The sequence below is a fragment of the Mariniflexile sp. genome (assembly GCF_052728615.1).
Window position 1 is genome coordinate 21672 of record NZ_JBFVFE010000027.1, and the last position, 23315, is coordinate 44986.

Annotated in this window: 20 protein-coding genes; 7 read left to right on the forward strand and 13 right to left on the reverse strand. The window is 36.4% G+C overall.

The features are described 5' to 3' along the window. Positions 1-66: 66 nt before the first annotated feature. The 5 genes from ACU1LP_RS11335 to rpsO form a co-directional block, all read right to left on the reverse strand. Positions 67-708, reverse strand: a complete 642-nt coding sequence (locus tag ACU1LP_RS11335) for an O-methyltransferase (RefSeq protein ID WP_445736315.1) — start codon at positions 706-708, stop codon at positions 67-69. A gap of 210 nt (positions 709-918) precedes the next feature. Further along, positions 919-1443, reverse strand: a complete 525-nt coding sequence (locus tag ACU1LP_RS11340; RefSeq protein ID WP_445736316.1) for a 3-hydroxyanthranilate 3,4-dioxygenase — start codon at positions 1441-1443, stop codon at positions 919-921. A gap of 168 nt (positions 1444-1611) precedes the next feature. Further along, on the reverse strand, positions 1612-2394 hold the full coding sequence (locus ACU1LP_RS11345; RefSeq protein ID WP_445736317.1) for an SDR family oxidoreductase: 783 nt from the start codon (positions 2392-2394) through the stop codon (positions 1612-1614). A 543-nt stretch (positions 2395-2937) separates the two neighbouring features. Continuing rightward, positions 2938-5199: a polyribonucleotide nucleotidyltransferase gene (locus ACU1LP_RS11350; RefSeq protein ID WP_445736318.1), complete on the reverse strand. Its 2262-nt coding sequence runs from the start codon at positions 5197-5199 to the stop codon at positions 2938-2940. Between the two features lie 416 nt (positions 5200-5615). Then, a complete protein-coding gene (rpsO, locus tag ACU1LP_RS11355) occupies positions 5616-5885 on the reverse strand; it encodes a 30S ribosomal protein S15 (protein ID WP_445736319.1) in 270 nt (89 codons plus the stop codon). A 356-nt stretch (positions 5886-6241) separates the two neighbouring features. Here rpsO and ACU1LP_RS11360 point away from each other — a divergent pair, with 356 nt between their 5' ends. After that, entirely contained in the window at positions 6242-6487 is a 246-nt protein-coding gene (locus ACU1LP_RS11360) for a PAS domain S-box protein (protein WP_445736320.1), read from the forward strand. Here ACU1LP_RS11360 and ACU1LP_RS11365 read toward each other — a convergent pair. The 3 genes from ACU1LP_RS11365 to dcm all read right to left on the reverse strand — a co-directional run bounded on the left by ACU1LP_RS11365 (position 6474) and on the right by dcm (position 8626). Then, positions 6474-7067 carry a hypothetical protein gene (locus tag ACU1LP_RS11365; RefSeq protein WP_445736321.1) on the reverse strand — a complete coding sequence of 198 codons (594 nt, stop codon included), beginning with the start codon at positions 7065-7067 and terminating at the stop codon, positions 6474-6476. The genes ACU1LP_RS11360 and ACU1LP_RS11365 overlap by 14 nt on opposite strands. 61 nt (positions 7068-7128) lie before the next feature. Next, complete coding sequence (locus ACU1LP_RS11370; protein ID WP_445736322.1) at positions 7129-7572, reverse strand: hypothetical protein; 444 nt, start codon at positions 7570-7572, stop codon at positions 7129-7131. Further along, a complete protein-coding gene (dcm, locus tag ACU1LP_RS11375) occupies positions 7550-8626 on the reverse strand; it encodes a DNA (cytosine-5-)-methyltransferase (protein WP_445736338.1) in 1077 nt (358 codons plus the stop codon). Before dcm ends, ACU1LP_RS11370 begins: the two co-directional genes overlap by 23 nt. Positions 8627-8994: 368 nt before the next feature. Between dcm and ACU1LP_RS11380 the strand changes: the two genes are divergently transcribed. Then, positions 8995-9312: an ATP-binding protein gene (locus tag ACU1LP_RS11380; RefSeq protein WP_445736323.1), complete on the forward strand. Its 318-nt coding sequence runs from the start codon at positions 8995-8997 to the stop codon at positions 9310-9312. 418 nt (positions 9313-9730) lie between these two features. Here ACU1LP_RS11380 and accD read toward each other — a convergent pair whose 3' ends face one another. From accD to tamL, 3 genes are all read right to left on the reverse strand, one after another. Then, on the reverse strand, positions 9731-10588 hold the full coding sequence (accD, locus tag ACU1LP_RS11385; RefSeq protein ID WP_445733140.1) for an acetyl-CoA carboxylase, carboxyltransferase subunit beta: 858 nt from the start codon (positions 10586-10588) through the stop codon (positions 9731-9733). 289 nt (positions 10589-10877) lie between these two features. Next, on the reverse strand, positions 10878-11945 hold the full coding sequence (fbaA, locus tag ACU1LP_RS11390; RefSeq protein WP_445736324.1) for a class II fructose-bisphosphate aldolase: 1068 nt from the start codon (positions 11943-11945) through the stop codon (positions 10878-10880). A 327-nt stretch (positions 11946-12272) separates the two neighbouring features. Further along, complete coding sequence (gene tamL / locus ACU1LP_RS11395; protein WP_445736325.1) at positions 12273-14804, reverse strand: translocation and assembly module lipoprotein TamL; 2532 nt, start codon at positions 14802-14804, stop codon at positions 12273-12275. 531 nt (positions 14805-15335) lie between these two features. On the opposite strand from tamL, the gene ACU1LP_RS11400 reads away from it, so the two are divergent. Continuing rightward, entirely contained in the window at positions 15336-16085 is a 750-nt protein-coding gene (locus ACU1LP_RS11400; RefSeq protein WP_445736326.1) for a TrmH family RNA methyltransferase, read from the forward strand. Between the two features lie 198 nt (positions 16086-16283). Next, on the forward strand, positions 16284-17189 hold the full coding sequence (locus ACU1LP_RS11405) for a TIGR01777 family oxidoreductase (RefSeq protein WP_445736327.1): 906 nt from the start codon (positions 16284-16286) through the stop codon (positions 17187-17189). 178 nt (positions 17190-17367) lie between these two features. Here ACU1LP_RS11405 and ACU1LP_RS11410 read toward each other — a convergent pair whose 3' ends face one another. Next, positions 17368-18357: a hypothetical protein gene (locus tag ACU1LP_RS11410; RefSeq protein ID WP_445736328.1), complete on the reverse strand. Its 990-nt coding sequence runs from the start codon at positions 18355-18357 to the stop codon at positions 17368-17370. Positions 18358-18581: 224 nt separating this feature from the next. Here ACU1LP_RS11410 and ACU1LP_RS11415 point away from each other — a divergent pair, with 224 nt between their 5' ends. Together ACU1LP_RS11415 and dnaJ are read left to right on the forward strand one after the other, a co-directional pair. Continuing rightward, entirely contained in the window at positions 18582-19130 is a 549-nt protein-coding gene (locus ACU1LP_RS11415) for a nucleotide exchange factor GrpE (RefSeq protein WP_445736329.1), read from the forward strand. Positions 19131-19179: 49 nt separating this feature from the next. Further along, the gene (dnaJ, locus tag ACU1LP_RS11420) at positions 19180-20298 is read left to right on the forward strand and encodes a molecular chaperone DnaJ (RefSeq protein WP_445732873.1); all 1119 of its coding nucleotides are present in this window, start codon (positions 19180-19182) and stop codon (positions 20296-20298) included. Positions 20299-21155: 857 nt separating this feature from the next. Here dnaJ and ACU1LP_RS11425 read toward each other — a convergent pair. Beyond that, entirely contained in the window at positions 21156-21290 is a 135-nt protein-coding gene (locus tag ACU1LP_RS11425) for a hypothetical protein (protein WP_445736330.1), read from the reverse strand. Between the two features lie 829 nt (positions 21291-22119). Between ACU1LP_RS11425 and ACU1LP_RS11430 the strand changes: the two genes are divergently transcribed. Then, positions 22120-23046 (forward strand): ABC transporter ATP-binding protein, encoded by a 927-nt coding sequence (locus ACU1LP_RS11430; protein WP_445732875.1) that lies wholly within the window; start codon positions 22120-22122, stop codon positions 23044-23046. The last annotated feature ends 269 nt before the right edge of the window (positions 23047-23315 follow it).

Here is a 23315-nt window from a genome sequence, read left to right on the forward strand (position 1 = left end):
TAAAGTGGGTAATTGTTTGGAAATAGTTGGTGGATTTGAGTAAATCAGTCTCTATTTTGAGACGCTTTACAACTTCCTACTAATTGTCAACCCATCCCTTATAGGCAACAACACCGTTTCAACCCTTTTATCTTCTTTCAACAAGGTATTGTATTCCAAAAGTGCTTTGGTAGCCATGTCATCTGCTTTTAAAGGTTCCAGTACCTTTCCGCTCCAAAGTACATTATCAGATAAAATGACGCCGCCTGCATTCAATTTGTCAATAATACAATGAAAGTAATTAGGGTAATTGTCTTTATCAGCATCGATAAAAATCAAATCAAAGGTTTTTTCTAACTTCGGAATAATTTCCAAGGCATTTCCCAAATGCTGAAAAATTTGGGGGCCATATTCAGATCTATCAAAGTAGTTGCGCTGAAAATCCACCAACTCTTCATTAATATCAATCGTATGCAGTTCGCCATCTTTTTGCAAACCTTCTGCCAAACACAGCGCAGAATATCCTGTGTAAGTCCCTATTTCCAATATGTTTTTCGGATGTACCAATTTAGAGACCAGGCTCAATATACGCCCTTGATAATGCCCGCTAAGCATCCGTGGCTGCAGTATTTTTTGATAGGTTTCACGGGTAAGTTGCTGCAATAATTCTGGTTCATTTTCAGAATGCTGTACTACGTAATCGTCTAGTTTTTCGGGTATAAAATGCATGCTTATCAGGTAGAGCGCAGTCGGGTTTTGTCAGGTCTAGCGCAGTCGAGACCTATTTAATTTTTATAAAACCTCCCGACTGCGCTCGAGGGGACAATATATTACAGTCATTTCGATTAAAAGGAGAAATTACATCGGTCATACAAGTTAGACTTCTCAATCACGCTACTTTCAATATGAACCCATTTCTTAAAATTTAATAAAGTAGCTTTAAACTTTTTTAGGCGGCTCCATAACGGTGGCACATTTTTTACACGTGCGCTTTTCTTCACTACCGTAAAACTCATCAAAAATTTTGGGCATATCAATTTCAATGTCATCCAATTCAAATTCTTTTTTATATAGTAAGTGGTTGCAGTTTTCGCAGTACCACTCCAGGGCGTCTTTCATTTTTTTAGTACGCGGATACTCAATAACCAACCCAACGGTATTGGCAATGCGCTGTGGCGAATGTGGGGTTTTTCCGGGCAATAAATAAATATCGCCCTCTTTAATATGCACATCCTTAGGGGTTTTGCCGTCCATGATTTTCAAAATCATGTCCCCTTCAATCTGATAGAAAAACTCAGGCGTTTCGTTGTAATGGTAGTCCTTTCGGCTGTTTGGGCCACCAACCACCATCACAATAATTTCGGCATCCTTCCAAACCACTTTATTGCCAACAGGCGGTTTTAAAAGGTGCCTGTGTTCTTCAATCCAAGCTTTAAAATTTAAAGGAGAAATTAATTTGCTCATAATAAGCCCCTCTTAATCTCCCCAAAGGGGAGAAACTCAAAACGGGGAGTTTTGAATTTTTGTTTTACAAAATTTCAATAAAGCTTAAAAATACTAATAAAAACTAAAATAAGTGATTTAATTCCAGCAGGGTTCCCTCTCCCTTGGAGAGGGTTAGGGAGAGGCATTTTACAAACTCTTCGTTCTACCACCATCCACAGGAACATTAATTCCGTTTACATAACTAGCCGCTTCACTGGCCAAAAAAGTAATCACGTTTGCGGTTTCCTCGGGTTGGGCAAAGCGTTTCGCGGGCGAGTGGTTTTTCATAGTTTCGGTCATGTCTTCAATGGTTGTGCCTTCAATATTCGCTTTGATTTTAATAATCTCAGCCAAACGTTCGGTATCTGTAAAACCGGGCAATACATTGTTTACGGTAATACCAAAAGCACCGAGTTCAACCGATAAGGTTTTACTCCAATTACCAACCGCACCTCTAATGGTATTGCTTACCCCAAGCCCCGGAATGGGTTCTTTTACCGAGGTTGAAATAACGTTTATAATTCTGCCAAATCCTACTTCTTTCATATACGGAATGGTAGCCTGTGCTAAAATGTGGTTGCATTTTAAATGCATGGTAAACGCATTATCAAATTCATCCAAGCTTGCCGATAAAATGTCGCCACTTCTTGGGCCTCCGGTGTTGTTTACAAGAATATGGAATCCATGGTTATCATCAATAAACTTGATGATCTTTTCCTGCAAATCTCTTGGTTTCAAGAAGTCTGCTACTATAAAACCATGGGTTTCGCTATTTGGTAATTTCGCTAAAACCTGTTTTAATTTATCTCTATTTCTGGCAACCAAAGTAACATTTGCACCTTCGTTGGCAAGTGCTATGGCGGTTGCTTTTCCAATACCTTGCGTGCTTCCACACACCAAAGCGTTTTTATTTTTTAAGTTTAGGTTCATGTTTTTTCAGTACTGACCGGCTAAATATTTTCACTTCAAAGGGCTAATTTTTTAAAGCTACCCTTTTTCATAATTTAATGTTTGCAAAAGCCAAAAATTATAAGATCAATTCCAAAGATATTGAAAAAAAGTTTGTCGGTCAGCCAATTTTCAAGCCATTTGTTAATTTTTCATTCCAAAAAAACAAGATTGGTCGGTCAGCAGCATCGACAAGGTTTCATTCCCAAAAATATGCAAACCACGTTATTCTGAAATTAGAGGAAGCGGTAGGTGCCTTGTTTTAAAAAGCAATCCTAATTTTTATGAGGATCGAGTGGATGTTTTGTCCCATTTTTAATGTAGTCGGTTAGTAGTGTAAAAGTATATATAAAAAAGCCTGTTTCTCCCGATAGAGCTATCGGGGTTGAAACAGGCTTCCATACATTATAGATTCATGAAACTTCCATAACGAGTTTTTGATACCCAACGGAATGATTAAATGGAAATCCCGATAGAATACGGGATGACCAATAAAAAACAAATAATATAAACACATAAAAAGAACTAATCGTCTTTTCTGTCTTCTCTTGGTCTTCTATCGTCTCTGCGGTTATCGCGTCCACGGTTGTCACGATTGTCCCTTCCTCGGTTATCACGTCCACCACGGTCGTTATTGTCTCTTGGTGGTCTAGCAACATAACCTTCTGGTTTGTCCAACAACGCTTTACGGGATACTTTTTCTTTACGTGTTTTTGGATCTACTCCAAAATACTTTACCTTAAAAACATCGCCCATATTCACTACGTCGCTTACGTTTTCAGTACGTTCCCAAGCCAATTCGCTTACGTGCAATAAGGTTTCGTTTCCTGGTGCGTCCATATATTCCACAACAGCACCAAAATCCAACATTTTTATTACTTTCACTTCGTAAGTACCACCAACCGTTGGTTTGAACATTAATGAATCAATTTTAGCTAAAACAGCATCAATACCTGCTTGTCCTGTTCCTAAAATCTCCACAATACCTTCTTCGGTAATGGGGTCTTCGTTGATAACAATCGTTGTTTTAGTGGCTTTTTGCAGTTCCTGGATCACTTTTCCGCCAGGTCCAATCAATGCGCCAATAAACTCGTTTGGTATCACACGGGTCACCATTTTAGGAGCATGTGCTTTTACGTCTGCATTTGGTGCAGCAATGGTTTCGGTAAGTTTGCCTAAAATATGTAAACGTCCTGCTTGTGCTTGTTTGAGCGCATTCACTAAAATTTCATAAGAAAGTCCTTTTACTTTTATGTCCATTTGGCAAGCCGTAATCCCATCGGCAGTACCGGTTACTTTAAAGTCCATATCCCCTAAATGATCTTCATCACCTAAAATATCAGACAGCACTGCATATTTTCCTGTATCAGCATCCGAGATCAATCCCATTGCAATACCAGAAACCGGTTTCTTGATTTGAACCCCCGCATCCATTAAAGCCATGGTGCCAGCACAAACCGTTGCCATAGAAGAGGAACCGTTAGATTCCAATACTTCCGACACGACTCTTACTGTGTAAGGACAATCAGCAGGTACCATACCTTTTAAGGCACGTTGTGCTAAATTTCCATGCCCTACTTCCCGACGCGACGTGCCTCTTAATGGGCGTGCTTCACCAGTTGAAAAAGGAGGGAAGTTATAATGTAAATAGAAACGCTCTTCACCTTCAAACGATGGCATATCTATTTGGTTGGCTTCTCTAGAGGTTCCTAAAGTTACGGTTGCCAAGGCTTGGGTTTCTCCACGCGTAAAGATTGCTGAACCATGTGTAGATGGTAAATAATCTACTTCAGACCAAATAGGTCTAATTTCATCGGTCTTACGCCCATCTAAACGCAAACCTTCATTTAAGGTTAAATCCCTTACCGCTTTTTTCTCAGCTTTGTAGAAATATTTAGAGACCATACCGCCATAATCAGCCAACTCTTCTTCTGTAAAAGTGGCTTTTACTTCTTCTTTTATAGCATCGAATGCAGCACTGCGTTCGTGTTTTGCCGATGCAGCTCGTGCCACGGCATACACTTTATCGTAAACTAACCCATTGATTTTTTTCGCTAATGCGTCATCTTCAGGTTCTGTCTCATATTCACGCGTTTCTTTTTTACCAAAAGCTTCGGCCAATCTTACTTGGGCAGCACATTGTACTTTAATGGCATCGTGGGCAAACTTAATAGCCTCCACCATGTCTTCTTCAGAAATTTCACCCATCTCACCTTCCACCATCATTACTGAATCGGCAGAAGCTCCAATCATCATGTCTATATCAGACTCTAATAATTGTGCCCGTGTGGGGTTGATAATGAATTGGCCATTAATACGACCCACTCTGGCCTCAGAAATAGGGGTCTCAAATGGTAAATCTGATAATTGAATCGCAGCAGAAGCCGCTAATCCAGCCATAGCGTCTGGCATCACATCGTCGTCATGGGACATTAACTGGATCATCAATTGCGTTTCAGCGTGATAATCTTTTGGAAATAACGGACGTAAAACACGGTCTACAAGACGCATGGTCAATACTTCGCCGTCGCTCGGTCTTGCTTCTCTTTTAAAGAAACCACCAGGATAACGTCCAGAAGCAGCAAATTTTTCTCTGTAATCTACCGTTAACGGTAAAAAGTCAACATCGCTTTGTTGGTAGTTGGAAACAACTGTACACAAAAGCATACATTTTCCTGATTGTACAACAACAGACCCGTGTGCCTGTTTTGCTAATTTTCCGGTTTCAATGGAGATTTCTCTTCCATCACCAAGGTCAATGACCTCTCTAAAAACTTTTGGAATCATAAATTTTTTAAATTCTAATTAAACAATGGTCGTTGTGTGTAGTTGTTGTGTGACCAATGAAAAACAATAATGAGCTTCTTCAATTTTGCGTCATTGCGAACCATGCTTTTGGCATGATGTGGCAATCTGTTCCTTTTGGAAAGATTACCACGCTTCGACTGCGCTCAGCGCAGGCTAGTTACTCTCCTCGTAATGACCATGTAACATTTTATTTATTTGGGCGTTACCATCCCGATAGCTATCGGGAGGTCGGGCTTTCCGCTATATCTTTTTAAAACGTCATTGCGAGGACCAAGGACGTGGCAATCTGCCAAATTTTCAGTCTCACAACGGTTATTTTGTTTTAAAGTTTTAAAAAGGATACCGCTTCAATCCCTAACGCAAAAACAAAAAAGAGGTTGAAAAGCCTCTTTTTTTTATTTTCTTAATCCTAATTCTTTTACTATCGCACGATATCTTAAAACATCTTTTTTGGTTAAGTAATCTAGTAAGCTTCTTCTTTTACCTACTAATTTCACTAATGAACGCTCCGTGTTATAATCTTTACGGTTCTTTTTTAAGTGTTCTGTTAAGTGGTTGATCCTGTAAGTGAATAAAGCAATTTGTCCTTCTGCAGAACCTGTGTCTTTGGCATCTTTACCGTGTTTTGTAAAGATGGTTTCTTTTTCTTTTTGATCTAAATACATGCTAATATTGTTGTAAATAATTTTTATGTACACGAAAGCCTTTCTTTCGAGCGGCAAATATAGTGAATAAATTAATTTTATTTAATATTAGTACCAATTCTTTTTTAAAGTAATACTTATCGTAGAACTCATCTTGACTTTTTGTTTTTGACCGAAAACGAGATAAAATTTGTTCAGATGAGGCACTTTTTGAAAGGCATAGCATCGCTACGCATAAAAAAGGTAACGAAATATGGACGAATTTTAGCCGTTTTTTAGGAAATAGAAAAAGTCAAGATGAGTTCGTATAAAGAAAAGTGATATTTTCGAAAATAATCGCTATATTTAAAAGTGTTTATCTTTATCCCCTCTTATCCATGCCTAAAAATCCAAGCCTTGTAAAGAACAAACTATTTGAGAATATCTTCAATTATGCTAGAGGAGGAATAGCAATAGTGAGTCTGGATGGCCAATGGATAAAGGTCAATAAAAGTGTTACCAATTTTTTAGGGTATTCTGAAGAGGAACTTTATAACATGTCGTTCAAGGACATGGTTGGGGCATTGGCTGTAGCGACCGGAATTGTGTATGGCCCGTGGCGTTGGTTTATCAGCTTGAAATAATCACGTTCCATTGTTGTTTGTGCTCAAATTTCAACGCACCGTCTTGCTCAACTAAATCAACATAATTCGAAATAAACTCGGAAGTATCAGACACTAATCTTAAATAATAATTCAGCGAATGTATAAGTCCATTAGCAATTACATTACAGCCGTGAATGTTTTTAATTCGTTCAATTTCGTTTTCAATATTTTCTTTATCACTTTCATCGATGTTTGCTGTCGATAACAAATAATACCGTTTCACTTGTGTTGTCTTAAACTTCTCAAATGAACCACGTATGAGTTGAGCTGTTATTGGAATGCCGAACTTGACCTCAACTGCCTCAAACTCCTTTTCGTTTTCATCGACAATATCAACATCGCCAATTCTACCACTTCTTGAATCGGCTGAAGTATGACTTTCGATGTCAAGCAGTTTTTTACCTTCAAATCTTTTGGCCTCGTTCATCAAACATTGATAAACTGCATATAATGCTAAAACTGGAAGTCTTGATGCTCCTTCTGACGTATATGATGAATTAAAATGAGCTTTAAGTAATCTAATAATAACTGAAATTGGTAAATCCGCAGGTTTTGCCAAATCAATCTCTTGACTGTTTCTCTGTATAATTAAACCTTGAATTAAATAGTAAGAACAGTTTTCAGCTAATTCCTTCGTGTTTGCTTGGTCTAAAATCTTTAGAAAAGCTGTTTTTAATGTTTTTCGGTGTAATATTGGGTTTATAGTCAAGAAAATAAGGGCTGTTAGTTTCGAGACTTCTTGTTAACCAACCAGTTTCTGATGGTGCAGGAAAATTTTTATTTTGCAGAAATGGCGTAATAAATTTTGTGTCAAATGTTCTACCAGAATAACCGTCTTCCATTTGAGATTGGTGTTTTCTGACGTCTTGTTCTGGGAACAATGATTTGTAAATCATTGAAGTGAAAAGAACAGTAATAACTCCTTTTCTTTTTTCCGAAAATTCTAAAATAATATCTAAATCCTGTTTAATAGATTTAGACAAGTCACTCTTTATTTCATTTCCCGAGCCAACTAAAGCTAAAGATTCATCATATAGCTTTTCAAGATATTCTTTTGGCTCCATTAAGTATTGTAATATTAGTTAATAATTGTTTTTTTATTTGTTTAGCGACTTCCCTAATCATAGGAACAGCAACTGAATTTCCAACTTGTTTATAAAGTTCGGATTTACTGTTTATGAATTTGAATTCATTTGGGAAACCCATAATCTTGTAGCACTCTTCAATAGTAAGCTTTCTAACTTTATTTTTATGCCAAATCCAAAATCGACCTGATGATTCTTGCGATGGTAGAGCTGGATGAACTCCTTCTGTCGAATATATTCTATTGGGTTGTTTGTGAACTCGTGAAAGATGTTCGGTATCTGGTCTAACGCCTGCTATTCTAATTGCTTTATTTCTATAACCTGCGAAAATAAGACCTGAAACCTGTCTTTTCTTTTCCTTTAATATCGTGTAAGGCTCATCTAAAAATTCAAAGTCATTTTTCTTATCAAGAAAATCTTTTAAAACTGGTTTCGGTAATGTTTCTAACTTACTAAAATCAAACTTTTTTTCAAGATGTCCGATAATTATAATGCGTTCACGATTTTGAGGAACTCCGAAGTCGGATGCGTTGAGCACTTTTTTAGATACTTTGTAACCTAATTCCTCTAAATGTTTGACTATCGTTGCGAGTGTTCGATTTTTATCGTGATAAACTAAATGTTTTACATTTTCTAGTAGTACAACCTTGGGTTGTCGTTTCTCAATTATTTTGAAAATGTGATATATTAGTGTTCCTCTTGTATCTTCAAAGCCTTTCATTTTGCCCGAAATACTAAAAGGTTGACAAGGAAAACCTGCACACAGAACATCGTGTTTTGCCACGATTTCTAAATCTAAATCCGTTATATCGCCAAATGGTACTTCGCCAAAATTTAGTTCGTAAGCTCTTTGGGCATGATGATTAAATTCTGATGAAAACACACATTTTCCACCAACTTCTTGCATCGGAATTCTAAATCCACCAATCCCTGCAAAAAGGTCAATGAACTTAAATGAAACATCTTTTTGTGGTGGAAATGGAATATCCCAATCGATAGGTAGATAATATTGAAAATCTGGTTCTTCAACAATATTGTACTATTTGTGCAAGCTTTCTAAACAGTATTTTGCATTTTCTCTAAAATGCTGGGAAACACCATTTTTATGGTTATGGAAGTAATGGGTTAAATGAGCTAATTGATTCTCATTTTCTCTTTCTACTTCAATTTGAAGTTTCTCTTTTATGTCGGAATATTTTTTTTGCATAGTAATTCGTAAAGTAACGAAATTCTGAAGGCAATTCACAATTTTATTAAATGAGCTTGTTCACAATCTTGTTAACGGTTTTTGAGCGCAATGGCAGAAACAGCTCTTTTATTTTTTAAGCGTTGGATTTAGCGTTGGGAAAAATGAATGTGTTGTTTTAGAAGTGGCTTTTCAGCGATATTTTCAATGGTAGCATGATTTTTTTTACGTTACAGGTTACGAAGGCTGTCAAATACCGTTCTGATAAAAGGGATGTCCTTATAAAACTATCCAGCAATATTCAAAATGGCCATGTGGTGTTCCATATAGAAGATAATGGCTTGGGGATAGACTTGGATAAATTTGGCGACAAGTTGTTTCAAATGTACAAAACCTTCCATAAAAACAAAGATGCTTTGGGCGTCGGGCTCTTTATCACAAAAAACCATATAGAATCCTTGGGCGGGCATATAGAAGTGAAAAGCCAGGTGGATGTTGGAACAAAGTTTTCAATTTTTTTGAAAGCAGGTTGAAAATAGATACTTTTTTTAAACAAAAGACCTGTCAGGTTTTAAAAACATAAGCGTTCGGAAGACAAAATATTGACAAAAAAATGGATGAAATAGTTGATGAAAACCTTTAATTTAAAATTAAACACGTTTTAATTCCCCTCTTGGGAGGGGAACGGTTTATCAAAAATTTTCAACTTCCGGACATTTATATTTTAAAACCTGACAGGTGGGGTGTCAAATTTGTGCGTATTCATAAAAAATCGTTCAGTCTGTTTTTTAAACTTTTTCGGTGTTTAAAACCTAAAAAGTTAGTAAAATAAAGGCTTTAAGTCATTTTTAAATTCATTATTGAAGATAAAAAAGAGAACGGAATTTTAAATTTTAGATACTTCAAATTTGACACCCCACCTGACAGGTCTGAATGTATATATTATGATGATTACGCTCTTAAAGGCTGATTCAAAATTAAATCCAAGTATTGGTTCACTCTGGTTTTTAATTCTTTTCTAAAAACGATAAAATCCAAAAAGCCATGCTCCAATAAAAACTCAGAAGTTTGAAAGCCTTCGGGCAATTCTTTTCCTGTGGTATCGCGTACTATTCTAGGGCCTGCAAAGCCTATTAATGCGCCAGGTTCAGCAATGTTAATATCGCCCAACATGGCAAATGATGCCGTAGTACCACCCGTTGTTGGGTCGGTACATAACGAAATGTATGGAATACCGGCATCGGATAATTGCGCCAGTTTTACCGATGTTTTTGCCAATTGCATTAAAGATAAGGCGGCTTCCATCATTCTGGCGCCCCCAGATTTAGAGATGACCATTAATGGAACGTTATTTTTTAACGAGTAATCTGCAGCCCTTGCTATTTTTTCTCCCACAACACATCCCATGGAACCACCAATAAACGCAAAATCCATACAGGCAACTACCAAGTCGTTTCCTTTGGATTTGCCAACGGCTACGCGAATGGCATCCTTTAGTTTTGTTTTTTCCTGGGCCGCTTTTAAGCGTTCTGGGTATTTTTTGGTATCGACGAATTTTAAAGGGTCTTTCGATTCTAAATTGGCATCCAATTCCTGAAATTGATTGTCATCGAAAAGAATTTCGAAATATTCTTTACTCCCAATACGCACATGGTAACCATCTTCCGGACTTACATAAAAATTCTTCTCCAGTTCGTCTGCATCAACAATTTTACCGGTGGGCGATTTGTACCAAAGCCCTCTGGGAGTGTCTTTTTTCTCTTCGGTGGTGGTGGTAATTCCTTTTGTTTTTCTTTTAAACCAAGACATAATTAATTACGATTTATGATTTACGATTTATGATTTACGATTTTTAGATTGAAAAGCTTTTAAACTGGTTGTGGTTTGCGACATTTCCAGTACTTGAACCATTACTTTTTATAGGAAGTAATTGCTGAAAGCCTAAAACAAAATTAAACCTTTTTTTAATTTTGAGGTAACGTCCTTAGGTTTTTATTACTGAAATTCTTTTTTGGCAAACCTTTCGGGGTTCATTTTCAATGGTATAAACAAAAAATCCTGCGATTAACAGGATTTTTAACTCACATAAATTGATTTCTTATAATGTATCCACATTGTTTAAATCTTCGAAGGCCTTTTTTAATCTGGCTACAAAAGTAACTTCGCCGGCACGTAACCAAACACGTGGGTCGTAGTGTTTTTTATTAGGTGAATCTGGACCGTCGGGACTTCCAATCTGAGCTTGTAAATAATCTTTTTTACCGCTCATGTAATCACGGATGCCGCTCATAAATGCGTATTGCATGTCGGTATCAATATTCATTTTTATAACGCCATAGCTAATGCCTTCACGAATTTCCTCAACCGTAGAACCGGAGCCACCATGGAATACAAAATCGATGTGGTTATTGCCAACACCATGTTTTTTGGAAATGAATTCTTGGGAATTTTTTAAGATTTTTGGCGTTAATTTTACGTTTCCTGGTTTGTAAACCCCGTGCACGTTTCCAAAAGCCGCTGCAATGGTAAATTGGTCGCTTACTTTGCTCAATTCTTCATAAGCATACGCCACTTCTTCGGGTTGTGTGTATAGTTTGGAATCATCCACATCCGTATTATCAACACCATCTTCTTCACCACCGGTTACACCTAATTCAATTTCAAGTGTCATACCCATTTTGCTCATACGGGCCAAATATTTTTTACATATTTCTATGTTTTCCTCAATGGGCTCTTCAGATAAATCTATCATGTGCGAACTGAACAATGATTTTCCAGTTTCGGCAAAATGTTTTTCGCTGGCATCAAGCATGCCATCTATCCAAGGCAATAATTTTTTTGAGCAATGGTCTGTATGAAGAATCACGGGAACACCATAAGCTTCTGCCATGATATGAACGTGTTTAGCACCCGCAATAGCACCTGCAATGGAGGCTTTTTGACCCTCGTTATTTAGACCTTTCCCAGCATTAAATTGTGCGCCACCATTGGAAAACTGAATAATTACCGGCGCATTTAATGCAGCAGCAGTTTCCAATACCCCGTTAATGGTGTTAGAACCAATGACGTTTACCGCTGGTAAAGCAAATCCTTTTTCTTTAGCTAGTTTAAAAATTGCTTGTACTTCTTTTCCAGTAGCAACGCCTGGTTTTATGTTGTGTCCCATGGTATTTAAAAATTTTAAATTTTAGTTTTAATGTTCAAAAGTAATCAAATTTTAAATATTTATAGCAGATCTCAGTAGTTGAAAATATTAAAATACCACTAAAACGTTATAGTTTAATCTAAATAATTCCCCGACGGTTCTACCTCGGGGTTTCCGAATTTACCTCCGCTTTGGGGAGGTCGGAATTGTCTTTTCGCAATTCCGGGAGGGGCAAAATATGATCCCGATAATTATCGGGACGGCGAAATACCTCTATGTCCCGATAGTTCGGGACTGCCTCGAGGATAGTCGGTTTCAAGATTTTTTTTATTCTTAAATTTTCAGCTTCTAAAATGGGTAGTTGATACCAATATTATATACGGCGTTGGAAAAATTATAATCGTTAAGCCATCTATTTTGGTTTTGGTAAGAAGGGTCGTAGGTTTTAAAGCCCACATCAAAACGAAACACAAAAAAGCTAAAGTCGTAACGCAAACCAAAACCAGAACCTACAGCAATGTCCTTTAAGGAATTAAAATTTGAAAAAGTGGCATTACCCGCTTCCACATCATCCAAAACATTCCAAATATTTCCGGCATCGATAAACACAGCACCATTTAATTTTCCGAACATGTTAAAACGCTGTTCTACGCTTAAAGCCAATTTTAAGTTGGCTTCATTGAACTCGTTGGTGGATTCTGAACTTCCCGGGCCCAAACGATAAGCGGTCCAAGCACGATTGTCGTTAGCGCCTCCAGCAAAGAAACTTTTTGAAAAAGGGATGTTACTTGAGTTCCCATAGGGAATGGCAATTCCAAAATAACTTCGGGCGGCAAGTATGTTTTTTTTGCCTAGATCCCAATGTTTTACATAATCCAATTCGGTTTTAATATATTGGGAATAGGCTACGTTAAAAAGTTCGTAACGGTTGTTCGCGTTTTTTTTAAGTCCTATCAGGTTAGAAACGCTTGAAAGCAAGTTCCCTGCAACTTCCAGTTTAAAACGGAATATCGAAAAATTTTCATCAAATAAATTGGTGCGCTCATCATTGGTTAAACCAAAACTGGATGCAATTATAAGGTTGTTTTCGGTCAATCTGTTTTTACGTTCGTTTATGCTGCTAACTTCTTTGTATTCATTGATGTTATTTGTTTCAAAATTGGTGTCGGCTAAGACCAAACCAATGAATTTATCAGATTTTTCTTTAATCAAGATTTGATCACCATTATCGTTCAAGGCAATAAATTCTGAGGGCGTGTTGTAAGGCCCCAGCGCTATGTTCTCCAATCGTCGAAAAGAATTGTCATATACTTTAAAATAATTATCAACATTCAAATTTCTAACATATTGAACATTAAAAACATCCAATCTATTTGTTACTTTGGCAGAAGGTAGCCAGTTGTAATTGAAAATGCCACTGAAGGTTTGTTTGTCCAACCCAATATTGGTTTGACTGGTAGTTGCTAAACTTATCCGGGTACTTGGCAACATGTGTTTTGGGATTATTTTTTCAGTATTGAACGGAAAAAAGAACCGTGGGATGACAAGTTTTAAATTGGCTCCAATTTCATTGATGTCAAAAAACGGGTCGTTTGGATTGTTTTTGTCTTTTGAGGCGCCAATGGATCCAATGGCAGATAGCTCTAATGTTTCAGCGCCCCTAAAAACATTCCGAATCAATAAACTTGGGTTCAATGAAAAGCCAACGATTTGAATATTGCTTATGGAAGTATCGGCACTAAAACCTAAGCTGAATTTTTTTAAAGGCGTCAACCTTATGGTGTCGGTAAGCGTGTTATCAGGGTTTTCAGTATAATCAATGTTGGGGTATTTAAATGTGCGCAACTCATTTATATGTCTGTATGTCAAGCTTCTGTCGCTATCTTTAAAAATGGTGCCTGGGGTTATAAATATGGCATCGGTCAATGCCTTTGGGCGGTGCTTGATCTTATCATAGCTAAAAATCTTAAAGCCTTTGTATGCTACAGAGTCTTGAAATGGTCTGTTTCTGTTTTCAAATGAATAATCGGTAATTATATTGACATCCTTTATTTTGTATATTTTAAAAGGCTCTGTCCGTATGGAATCTGCGGTTCTTATGGTCCTATCTTGAATTTGAACCGTAACATTTACCTTTTTATTGGTGCCCAGGGTGTCGGCTTCAAAAGTGATGTAATCTTGGTTAAAATGATAAATGCCTGAATTGCGCAGCACATTGGCAATACGTTCGCGTTCCTGCCCAAAAACGGCCGATTTGTATGGCTCGCTAGGTTTTATTAAAGCATTCTTTTTAATTCTATCATACATGGATTCTATGACAGGCGATTTGATTTTCTCAGAAATACTGTCTATAATATAAGGTTTTCCTGTTTTTACAACATATTCTACTTCGGCACGTTTATTTTCATTTTTGTTAATGTTATAAGTGGCGTTTGCATCAAACCAACCATTATATATGTAATAATCTTTAAGCCGTATTACAGATTTTTTTGCTTTTTCCTCATCTACAATTACAGGAGCTTCCCCCGTTCTTTTTAGCCAACTATTAAAGGCCATTCTGTTTTCAATATCTTTATCAAATTGTTTTTTTGAAAGCATTTTAATTTTCCAAGCTACCTTTTCTGGGTTGCTATAAATCTTGGCATTCAAAATAGAGTCCAAATTTGGACGTGCTAAATTATAAAATTGCAAACGTAAAGAGGTATTAATCAAGGGTATTCTATTGTTTGGTTTTTGGTATAATAAATTATTCAGAGCTTCATTTTGGTCTTTTTTGCCATTTACAATTATTTTATTGTTGGTAAGTAAATACTCGTTTTCTGCAACCCGCTTTACTGCATTGCAGGATACTAAATGCGAAGTAATTAAGAATAATATCATTATTTTTGAGAGCCGTAGTTTCATCTGCTGATTTTTATTTTTTTATCCCGATAGCTATCGGGAGTTACAGATGTAATTCCTAATATTGAAACCAGTACTGCGTTATGGAGTTTTGTATAACTCATTTCAAATGAAATAAAAATTAATTTGGTTTGTATAGGTTTAAAGGAATGATTTATAAAAAAATGTTGATCTTTACAGACTCAAAAATACATTATTTATATCTAAAATAATATTTAAATAATTTAAGTTTAAAAGCGTTACCTCAGGGTCAAAACATTACAATAAATTATGGGTAAAAAAGCCACGAATACACGAATTATATTGATTGCTTTTTTAAGTAAAAATTCTTTTGGAATTTTTTAAAATCTGTGACATTATTTTAAAGCCATGCCGCAAAAAATTAAAAAAATTCGTGACCCGAGCGAAAGCGAACAGACGAAGCAATTTGTGGCATTATTTTTTTAACATGTTTGCTATGGCGGTAACATTTTTCACTTTTTAATATTAATCAAATATCAATCTGGCCCCATGCTGTCTAAAAATCAAATAAAATCAATAACGGGTTTAAAGCAAAAAAAACAGCGACAGCAATCAGGCTTTTTTGTTGTTGAAGGTGTTAAAACAATCAAAGAACTATTACAATCCCAATTAGTACTTCACCAATTATATACAACAGAAACATTCCATATTGATGCCAATCCCATCCAGATGGCTATCGGGAGCTATCGGAACGAAGTTTTGATTTCTGAAGCCGATTTAAAACGCATCAGTTTTTTAACAACACCTAATAAAGCGTTGGCAATTTTTAAAATTCCGCAACCAAAACCCATAGAAACCAACGGACTTATTGTAGCTCTTGATGCGGTTAGGGACCCAGGGAATTTAGGGGCCATCATTAGACTTTGCGATTGGTTTGGTGTGAAAAATTTAGTTTGTAGTAATGAAACGGTCGATTGTTTCAACCCCAAAGTAATACAAGCAACCATGGGTTCCATAAGCAGAGTACATATCAATTATGTTGACTTGGTTGACTTTTTAAAGGCTAATAAACTACCTGTTTTTGGAGCGTTTATGGAAGGTTGCAATGTGTACAAAAAGCAACTTCCAGAGAATGGTGTTTTGGTAATGGGAAATGAAGCACACGGCATTTCCAAAGAAGTGGAAGCTGCCATAACAGAAAAAATTTCCATACCAAGGTTTGGGGATTTGCAAGCTACCGAAAGTTTGAATGTGGCCACAGCAACCGCTATTTTGTTGAGTGAGTTTAGAAGGGGGTAGTTTTGGTTTTCAGTTGCAGCAAACAGTTTCAGTACGCATTTTTTATTAGTTGATTAAGTTTTACTTTGCGTCTCCTCGGCTCCTTGCGAGCATTGTTTCTTGATTCTTCATTTTTAATTCTTCATTATTTCTGTTAAACCTATTACAAAACCTTGGTAGAAGCTAATGTCTTTCCGTAACTTTAAATAAAAATTGAATATGCGCGTATTGATTACAGGAGCAACGGGACTTATTGGGCAGGAGATTGTAAAACATTGTCGCCAAAAAAATATCGATGTAAATTACTTAACCACCCATAAGTCAAAAATAGATCCATCGGAGAAGGAAAAAGGATTTTATTGGAATCCCAAGCAACAAGAAATAGATAAAAATTGTTTTAAAGATGTGGATGCCATCATCCATTTAGCAGGTGCCACCATATCAAAACGTTGGATTCCAGCTTATAAAAAGGAAATTTTGGCGAGTAGAAAAGAAACCACCCAATTATTGGTCAATACCCTAAAAGGAGAAACACATACAATTAAACACGTTATTTCGGCGAGTGCCATTGGGGTGTACCCAGATTCGTTGATCAATTATTATGATGAAACTTATAAAACCGTATCGGATTCCTTTTTGGGAGCTGTTGTAAAAGTATGGGAACACGAAGTGGATGCCTTTTCAAAATTAAATATAAAAATTTCCAAAGTCAGGATTGGTTTGGTTTTGTCCAACAAGGGCGGTGCACTTACCGAAATAGCAAAACCCATAAAATTTGGTGTAGGCGCTGCATTTGGCACCGGCAAACAATGGCAATCGTGGATACATATTTCCGATTTGGCACAACTGTTTTTATATGTTTTAAAACACCAATTGGAAGGTGTTTATAATGCTGTGGCACCAAACCCGGTAACCAACCAGGAACTCACAAAAGCCATCGCAAACACGTTGGAGAAGCCTTTGTTTTTGCCCAACATTCCCAAGTTTTTTATGAAACTTGTTTTGGGCGACATGCATATTTTACTGTTTGAAAGCCAACGCGTAAGCTCAAAAAAAGTAGAAGATAAAGGCTTTTATTTTGAATACCACCATTTACAACCTGCTTTGGAGGATTTGTTGGGGTGATGGGGTTTGGGTGGGTTCATTTGACGTTTATGTGTAAGGAGGAACGTTGCGATTTTGTATGCGAGGATTTTTCGAAGGAAAATCAGATGTAGCAAACACGCAACTATCTTTGTTTTATTGCTAAACCGCAATTATTTTTACGGTGTGGTACAACGTTATTTATTTTCTTAATAATTTATTAAAGACTACAATTATTGTTTTTAACTTCAACAATTGTTGGGTTAAATTTATTGTTCAAAACCTCGTAATTTCCAATTAATCCGTTACTTTGAATTAATGTTTTAATGCCACATAAATCTGATAACTCTATATTGTAAATTACACTAATTCCGCCACCAACAAATTCTAGTTTGTCTAAATCATTAAGATGATTGATTTTGTCATTAAAGCTAATACTCAAATTACTACTAACATGTTTAAGGTTCTTTAAACCTTGTAAATTATTCAAATTCGGGTGTCCGATAATGAATAATTCTGAATTAACAAAGTTTATACCCGCTAAGCCATCTATTTGACTTAAATTATCGTTATGTCCCAAATATAAATCAGAACCTAGTGAAGTGAGATTTTTCAGAGAATTTATTTCCAAAAGTAAATCATTGTCAATAATGTCCAATCTGCCTGATATTTCGCGTAGGTTATTTAAACCTTCTAGATTTGGAAGGGTTTTATTGTCAAGAATCATTAGATTTCCATCAATTCTTTCTAAACCAATTAATCCATTGATTGATGATAATTTTTCATTGCTAATTATTTCTACCTGAGAATTAAGTGAGGCTAACTTATTAATAGCATTGATTTCAATAAGTTCTTTATTGTTTTCAATAACTAATTTGTTTTCTAATAAATCTAGATTATTAAGACCAGTTAGATTTTTTAAAGAATAATTATTCCAAACCCATAAACCTCCTCTAATTATTTTTAAGTCAATTAAAGGTTCCAAAGTTTTGATTACTGATTCATTACTAGGGTTATAATAATCTTCAATTATTAAATGACCTGTTATTTCAGAATAGTTGCTATTTCCAAATTCATTTACCTCTTGTTGAGTCCGTAAAAAAACATCACCATCAAAAATCTTTAAATTTTTCTCATCCTCAGTTTTATTAGATGAACATGATATAATTGAAATTGTAAAAATTAGTATTAATACTTTTGTTACGTTCATATGATTTGTTTTTGTCATAATGTTGTACAACTATGATGTTAAACGAAGCTATAATTTTTTTCTCACATTATCAAGTTCATTAGAAAATAAAAATATTCCCAAATAACAATCCAATTCAAATTCCAAAAAACCCCAAAAAATATTTTAATGACATTATGACATTTTAAAAAGAATGGCAGTACTTTTGCCAACTAATTTTAGTATTGCAAAAAATTGAATTTCCCATGAGTAAAAAAGATAAAAAAGACTTAGAACAAGAAGAACTAGAGTCTGCACACATAGAAACCGCTGAAGTGGAGGAGCAAGTTGTTGAAGAACAAACGGTTGAGGAGAAACTTCAAAGTGAATTAAAGCAAGAAAAAGATAAGTTTTTACGCCTTTTTGCTGAGTTTGAAAATTATAAAAGACGTACCTCGAAAGAGCGTATGGAGTTGTTTTCAACAGCGAGCGAAGACGTTATGAAAACCTTGTTACCAGTATTGGACGATTTTGAACGTGCATTAAGCCATATTGGCGACGATAAAGAAGCAGAAGCGTTGCGCAAAGGCGTGTTGTTGATTTACAATAAATTGGTAGGCACTTTAGAGCAAAAAGGACTTAAAGTTGTGGCGGTTGAAAAAGGCGACCCCTTTAATGCCGATAACCACGAAGCCATTACGCAAATACCTGCGCCAACCAACGATTTAAAAGGAAAAATTATAGATATTGTCGAGAAAGGTTATAAACTTGGAGAGAAGATCATTCGTTTTCCAAAAGTTGTTATCGGACACTAAATATAAATTTATAAGCGTACTTTCCACAGAAAAGGATTTAAGATAGAACATGGCAAAAAGAGACTATTACGACACATTGGGCATAAGCAAAGGTGCTACAGCTGCAGAAATAAAAAAGGCATATCGTAAAAAGGCGATTGAACACCATCCGGATAAAAACCCAAATAACAAAGACGCCGAGGCTAAATTTAAGGAAGCAGCCGAAGCCTATGAGGTTTTAAGTGACGGTAATAAAAAAGCGCGTTACGACCAATATGGTCACCAAGCTTTTGAAGGTAATGGCGGTTTTAACGGTGGAGGCATGAATATGGACGACATATTCAGCCAGTTTGGTGATATTTTTGGTGGCGGCGGCTTTGGTGGCGGCTTTTCTGGTTTTGGCGGCGGCGGTGGCCAGCGTCGTGTTAAGGGAAGCAATTTGCGCATTCGCGTAAAACTGACTTTAGAGGAAATTGCCAATGGCGTTGAGAAAAAAATAAAGGTTAAACGTAAAGTCCAAGCACCGGGTACTACGTATAAAACCTGTTCTACCTGTCATGGTAGCGGGCAGGTTACCCGTATTACAAACACTATTTTGGGCAGAATGCAAACATCGGCACCTTGTAACGTGTGCGGTGGCGCCGGACAGACCATTGATAAAAAACCTGCGGATGCCGATGCGCAAGGACTGAAAGTTCAGGAAGAAACGGTGTCTATCAAAATACCGGCCGGCGTTGTTGATGGCATGCAACTTAAAGTATCCGGTAAAGGTAATGAAGCACCAGGAAATGGTATTTCGGGTGACATTATTGTGGTTATTGAAGAGGAACAACACGAAAAATTACAGCGTGAAGGCGATAATTTACATTACGATCTGTATGTGAGTTATCCGGATGCTGTTTTAGGAACGTCGCAAGAAATTGATACCGTAACAGGTAAAGTGCGTATAAAAGTAGATGCGGGGGTGCAGTCGGGTAAAATTTTACGCTTGCGCGGAAAAGGAATCCCGAGTATAAACGGTTATGGCAGAGGCGATCTATTGGTACATGTTAACGTATGGACGCCAAAAACCTTGAACAAGCAACAACGTGAGTTTTTTGAATCGATGCAGAACGATGAGCATTTTGCACCGAAACCAGACAGCACCGATAAATCTTTTTTTGAAAAGGTAAAAGATATGTTTTCTTAGAAAAACCCAAAAAAATGAAATCAACATTTTTAAGGCGTTTTTTTTCAAACTTCCTTAAAAAAGTTAATGGTTTTTAAGAAAAAAAAACTATATTTGGTTCATCACTAATTTACTTTAGTGGTAATTTTTCTTTTTCATAGCAATTTTTTTCCCATCCTTAATCTTTTTTAAGGGTGGGTTTTGTTTTTATATATCTTTTGTTGATATTGAACTCATTTAAAGTTTTTCAATTGGCTAAAAAATTATCTTTTTGCACCCATTTTTTACCTTTTTTTAGTTACGTAGCGATGCTATGCAACCAAAAAAAGCCTTCAACTGGTCACAAAATGATTAATTTTCGCCTCAATCCAAAAACTTTAAATGAGTTCATTTTAAAATTTAGCCACAAATTGCTTCGCCTGTTCGCTTTCGCTCGGGTCGAGAATGTTTTTACTTTTATAGTGGAGTTGAATAAGCACATTACAAAAATTAAAACAAAAAGTTCAAATCATTAAAAATTAATTCCTCCCCTTTTTTTGATGGGAGAGCCTGTGCCGATTTTTCGGTATGCCGATAGGCGGAGGGTTCAATGATATAAACTATTAAAATTAACTACTTTTTGTCATATAATCAGGGCAAACGCCTTTAAAAAATGTTCTTATATGGCTCATGATAAGCTCCTTATATGTAATGGTTTTGCTTTGTGTATCCTGTGCAATAGCTGTAACACACCTGCCGACAGGCCTTTAGGAAGGCACCCAAAGTATTACAAGTCCCGATTTATCGGAACCACAAAGATCAATAAGTCCATAAAAGCGTTTGCCCCGGTTAGGGACTTCTTGTGCAGTGGCATATCAATACGCTGGTTTTCTGTGCCTTTAGGTACGGGATGGGAAAGCGGATTTTAAAACAATGCCATACATGAAATCAGATTGCAAATATCCTTCTTTAAATGCTGCTATGTCGTACCTAAAGGCACGAATCCACTCCTGGATATAATCGCCGCTACCCATATTTTGTCCCTAAAGGGACATAGATCACATCTGTCGTACCTAAAGGCACGACTTTAAAACTGGATATTGTTGGGCTACCCATATTTTGTCCCTTTAGGGACATAGATGATGGAAAAAGCAACATGATCATGGTTTTAATGTAAAAATAAGTTCCTTTCCAGGTGCCAAAGTTGTTTTTCAGTTTTCTTTCACTGAACAACCTGAATTTGACATAAAACAACCGAATATCAACTACATGCGCTATTGTGCGGAGGCTCTTCCGATAACTATCGGGAGCACGAATGTTTTTTTGTTTATAACGTGAGTTCGATATAAGATTAGAATTATTGTAATGAAAACAAGATGTTTATGGATTATATTAGGGATTGGTTATCCCCTAGAGGGGATTATAGGGGTGTAATCGTTTTGAAAAACACTTCCCTAATCCTCCTCAAGTAGGGAATTCACTCGGTTTCAATCTAAATTGTTATGTCGAACTCACGTTTCATAAGTTATTAATCCTTCAAAAAAAATTAAAATCAAGAATATCTCTTAACTATTGATTAATTTTACCTTTGCGCCTTTGCGTGCCTTTTTTAAACCTTTGTGCGCTCTGTACTTCCTCTATAAACTTCTGTGAAATAGTCCACAACCACAATTTTTACCCAGTCCAAATCCTTCCTCCATCACCCGTTTTCCGTCATCGGTCTCCCGTCACCCGTCCATTTTTTTTTACCTTTGCGCCTTTGCGGCTTTGCGCGACAACAAAATCTTAAATTATATATAAATCCCCTAACTTCTCACGTAACATTTAATATATTTACCATCTACAAGTCAATTAAAAACATACATGAGTAACTTATTGGAAGTTAATGAAGTTTCTAAAAGTTTCGGAGATTTTAAAGCTCTTAACAAAGTGTCTATTTCTGTTAACAAAGGCAGTATTTTCGGATTGTTGGGGCCTAACGGAGCAGGCAAAACAACCTTAATACGCATCATCAACCAAATTACCATGCCAGATTCCGGTACGGTGCATTTGGATGGCGAATTGCTGAATTCAAAACATATTAAAGACATAGGCTATTTGCCCGAGGAGCGCGGTTTGTACAAAACCATGAAAGTGGGGGAGCAGGCCTTATATTTGGCGCAGTTAAAAGGTTTGACTAAAGCCGAAGCTAAAGAGAGATTGAACTATTGGTTTGAGCGTTTGGAAATTGGCGATTGGTGGAACAAAAAAATCCAAGAGCTATCAAAAGGGATGGCTCAAAAAATACAGTTTGTGGTTACCGTATTGCATCAACCAAAATTATTGATTTTCGATGAGCCCTTTTCTGGTTTCGACCCCATAAATGCCAACTTGATTAAAGATGAAATTTTGCGTTTGCGCGATAATGGTGCTACCGTTATTTTTTCAACACACCGGATGGATTCGGTGGAAGAATTGTGCGATGATATTGCCTTGATCCATAAATCGAATAAAATCCTTGACGGAAAATTGGTTGACATTAAGCGCCAGTACAAAATAAACACGTTTGAGGTTGGGATCCATTCCCCCGATAAAGAAGCTTTACAGAAGGAGTTGTCGCAAAAATTTGAGGTGTCCGTCGCTCATTTTAAAACCTTGGAAGACGATTTAAAACTCTCCATTAAACTAAATGCTGGCGATAAACCGAATGATTTATTGGGCTATTTAACATCAAAAGGCGAGGTGTCCCATTTTGTGGAATTAATACCCAGTGTAAACGATATTTTTATTCAAACCGTAAAGAGCAATTGATAATTGTTAAAAGTTATTGGCTATAAATCATTCTTGTCCCACAAAGAATCAAGACCGCTTCGCTGTTAGTCCCGATAGCTATCGGGAAAAGAATAAAGACTTGGTCGTAACTAATTGATAAACGGTTTAGATATTTAATAAAATTTTGTTAAGATTCTGAAACTAGACTGAAAGTCTAATAATAGAGCAAAGCGTCCTAGAAGTGGAAATAATGATTGTCACTAAAAATTTTTATCGGACAACAACTATTATAAAATTGTTTGGTTATT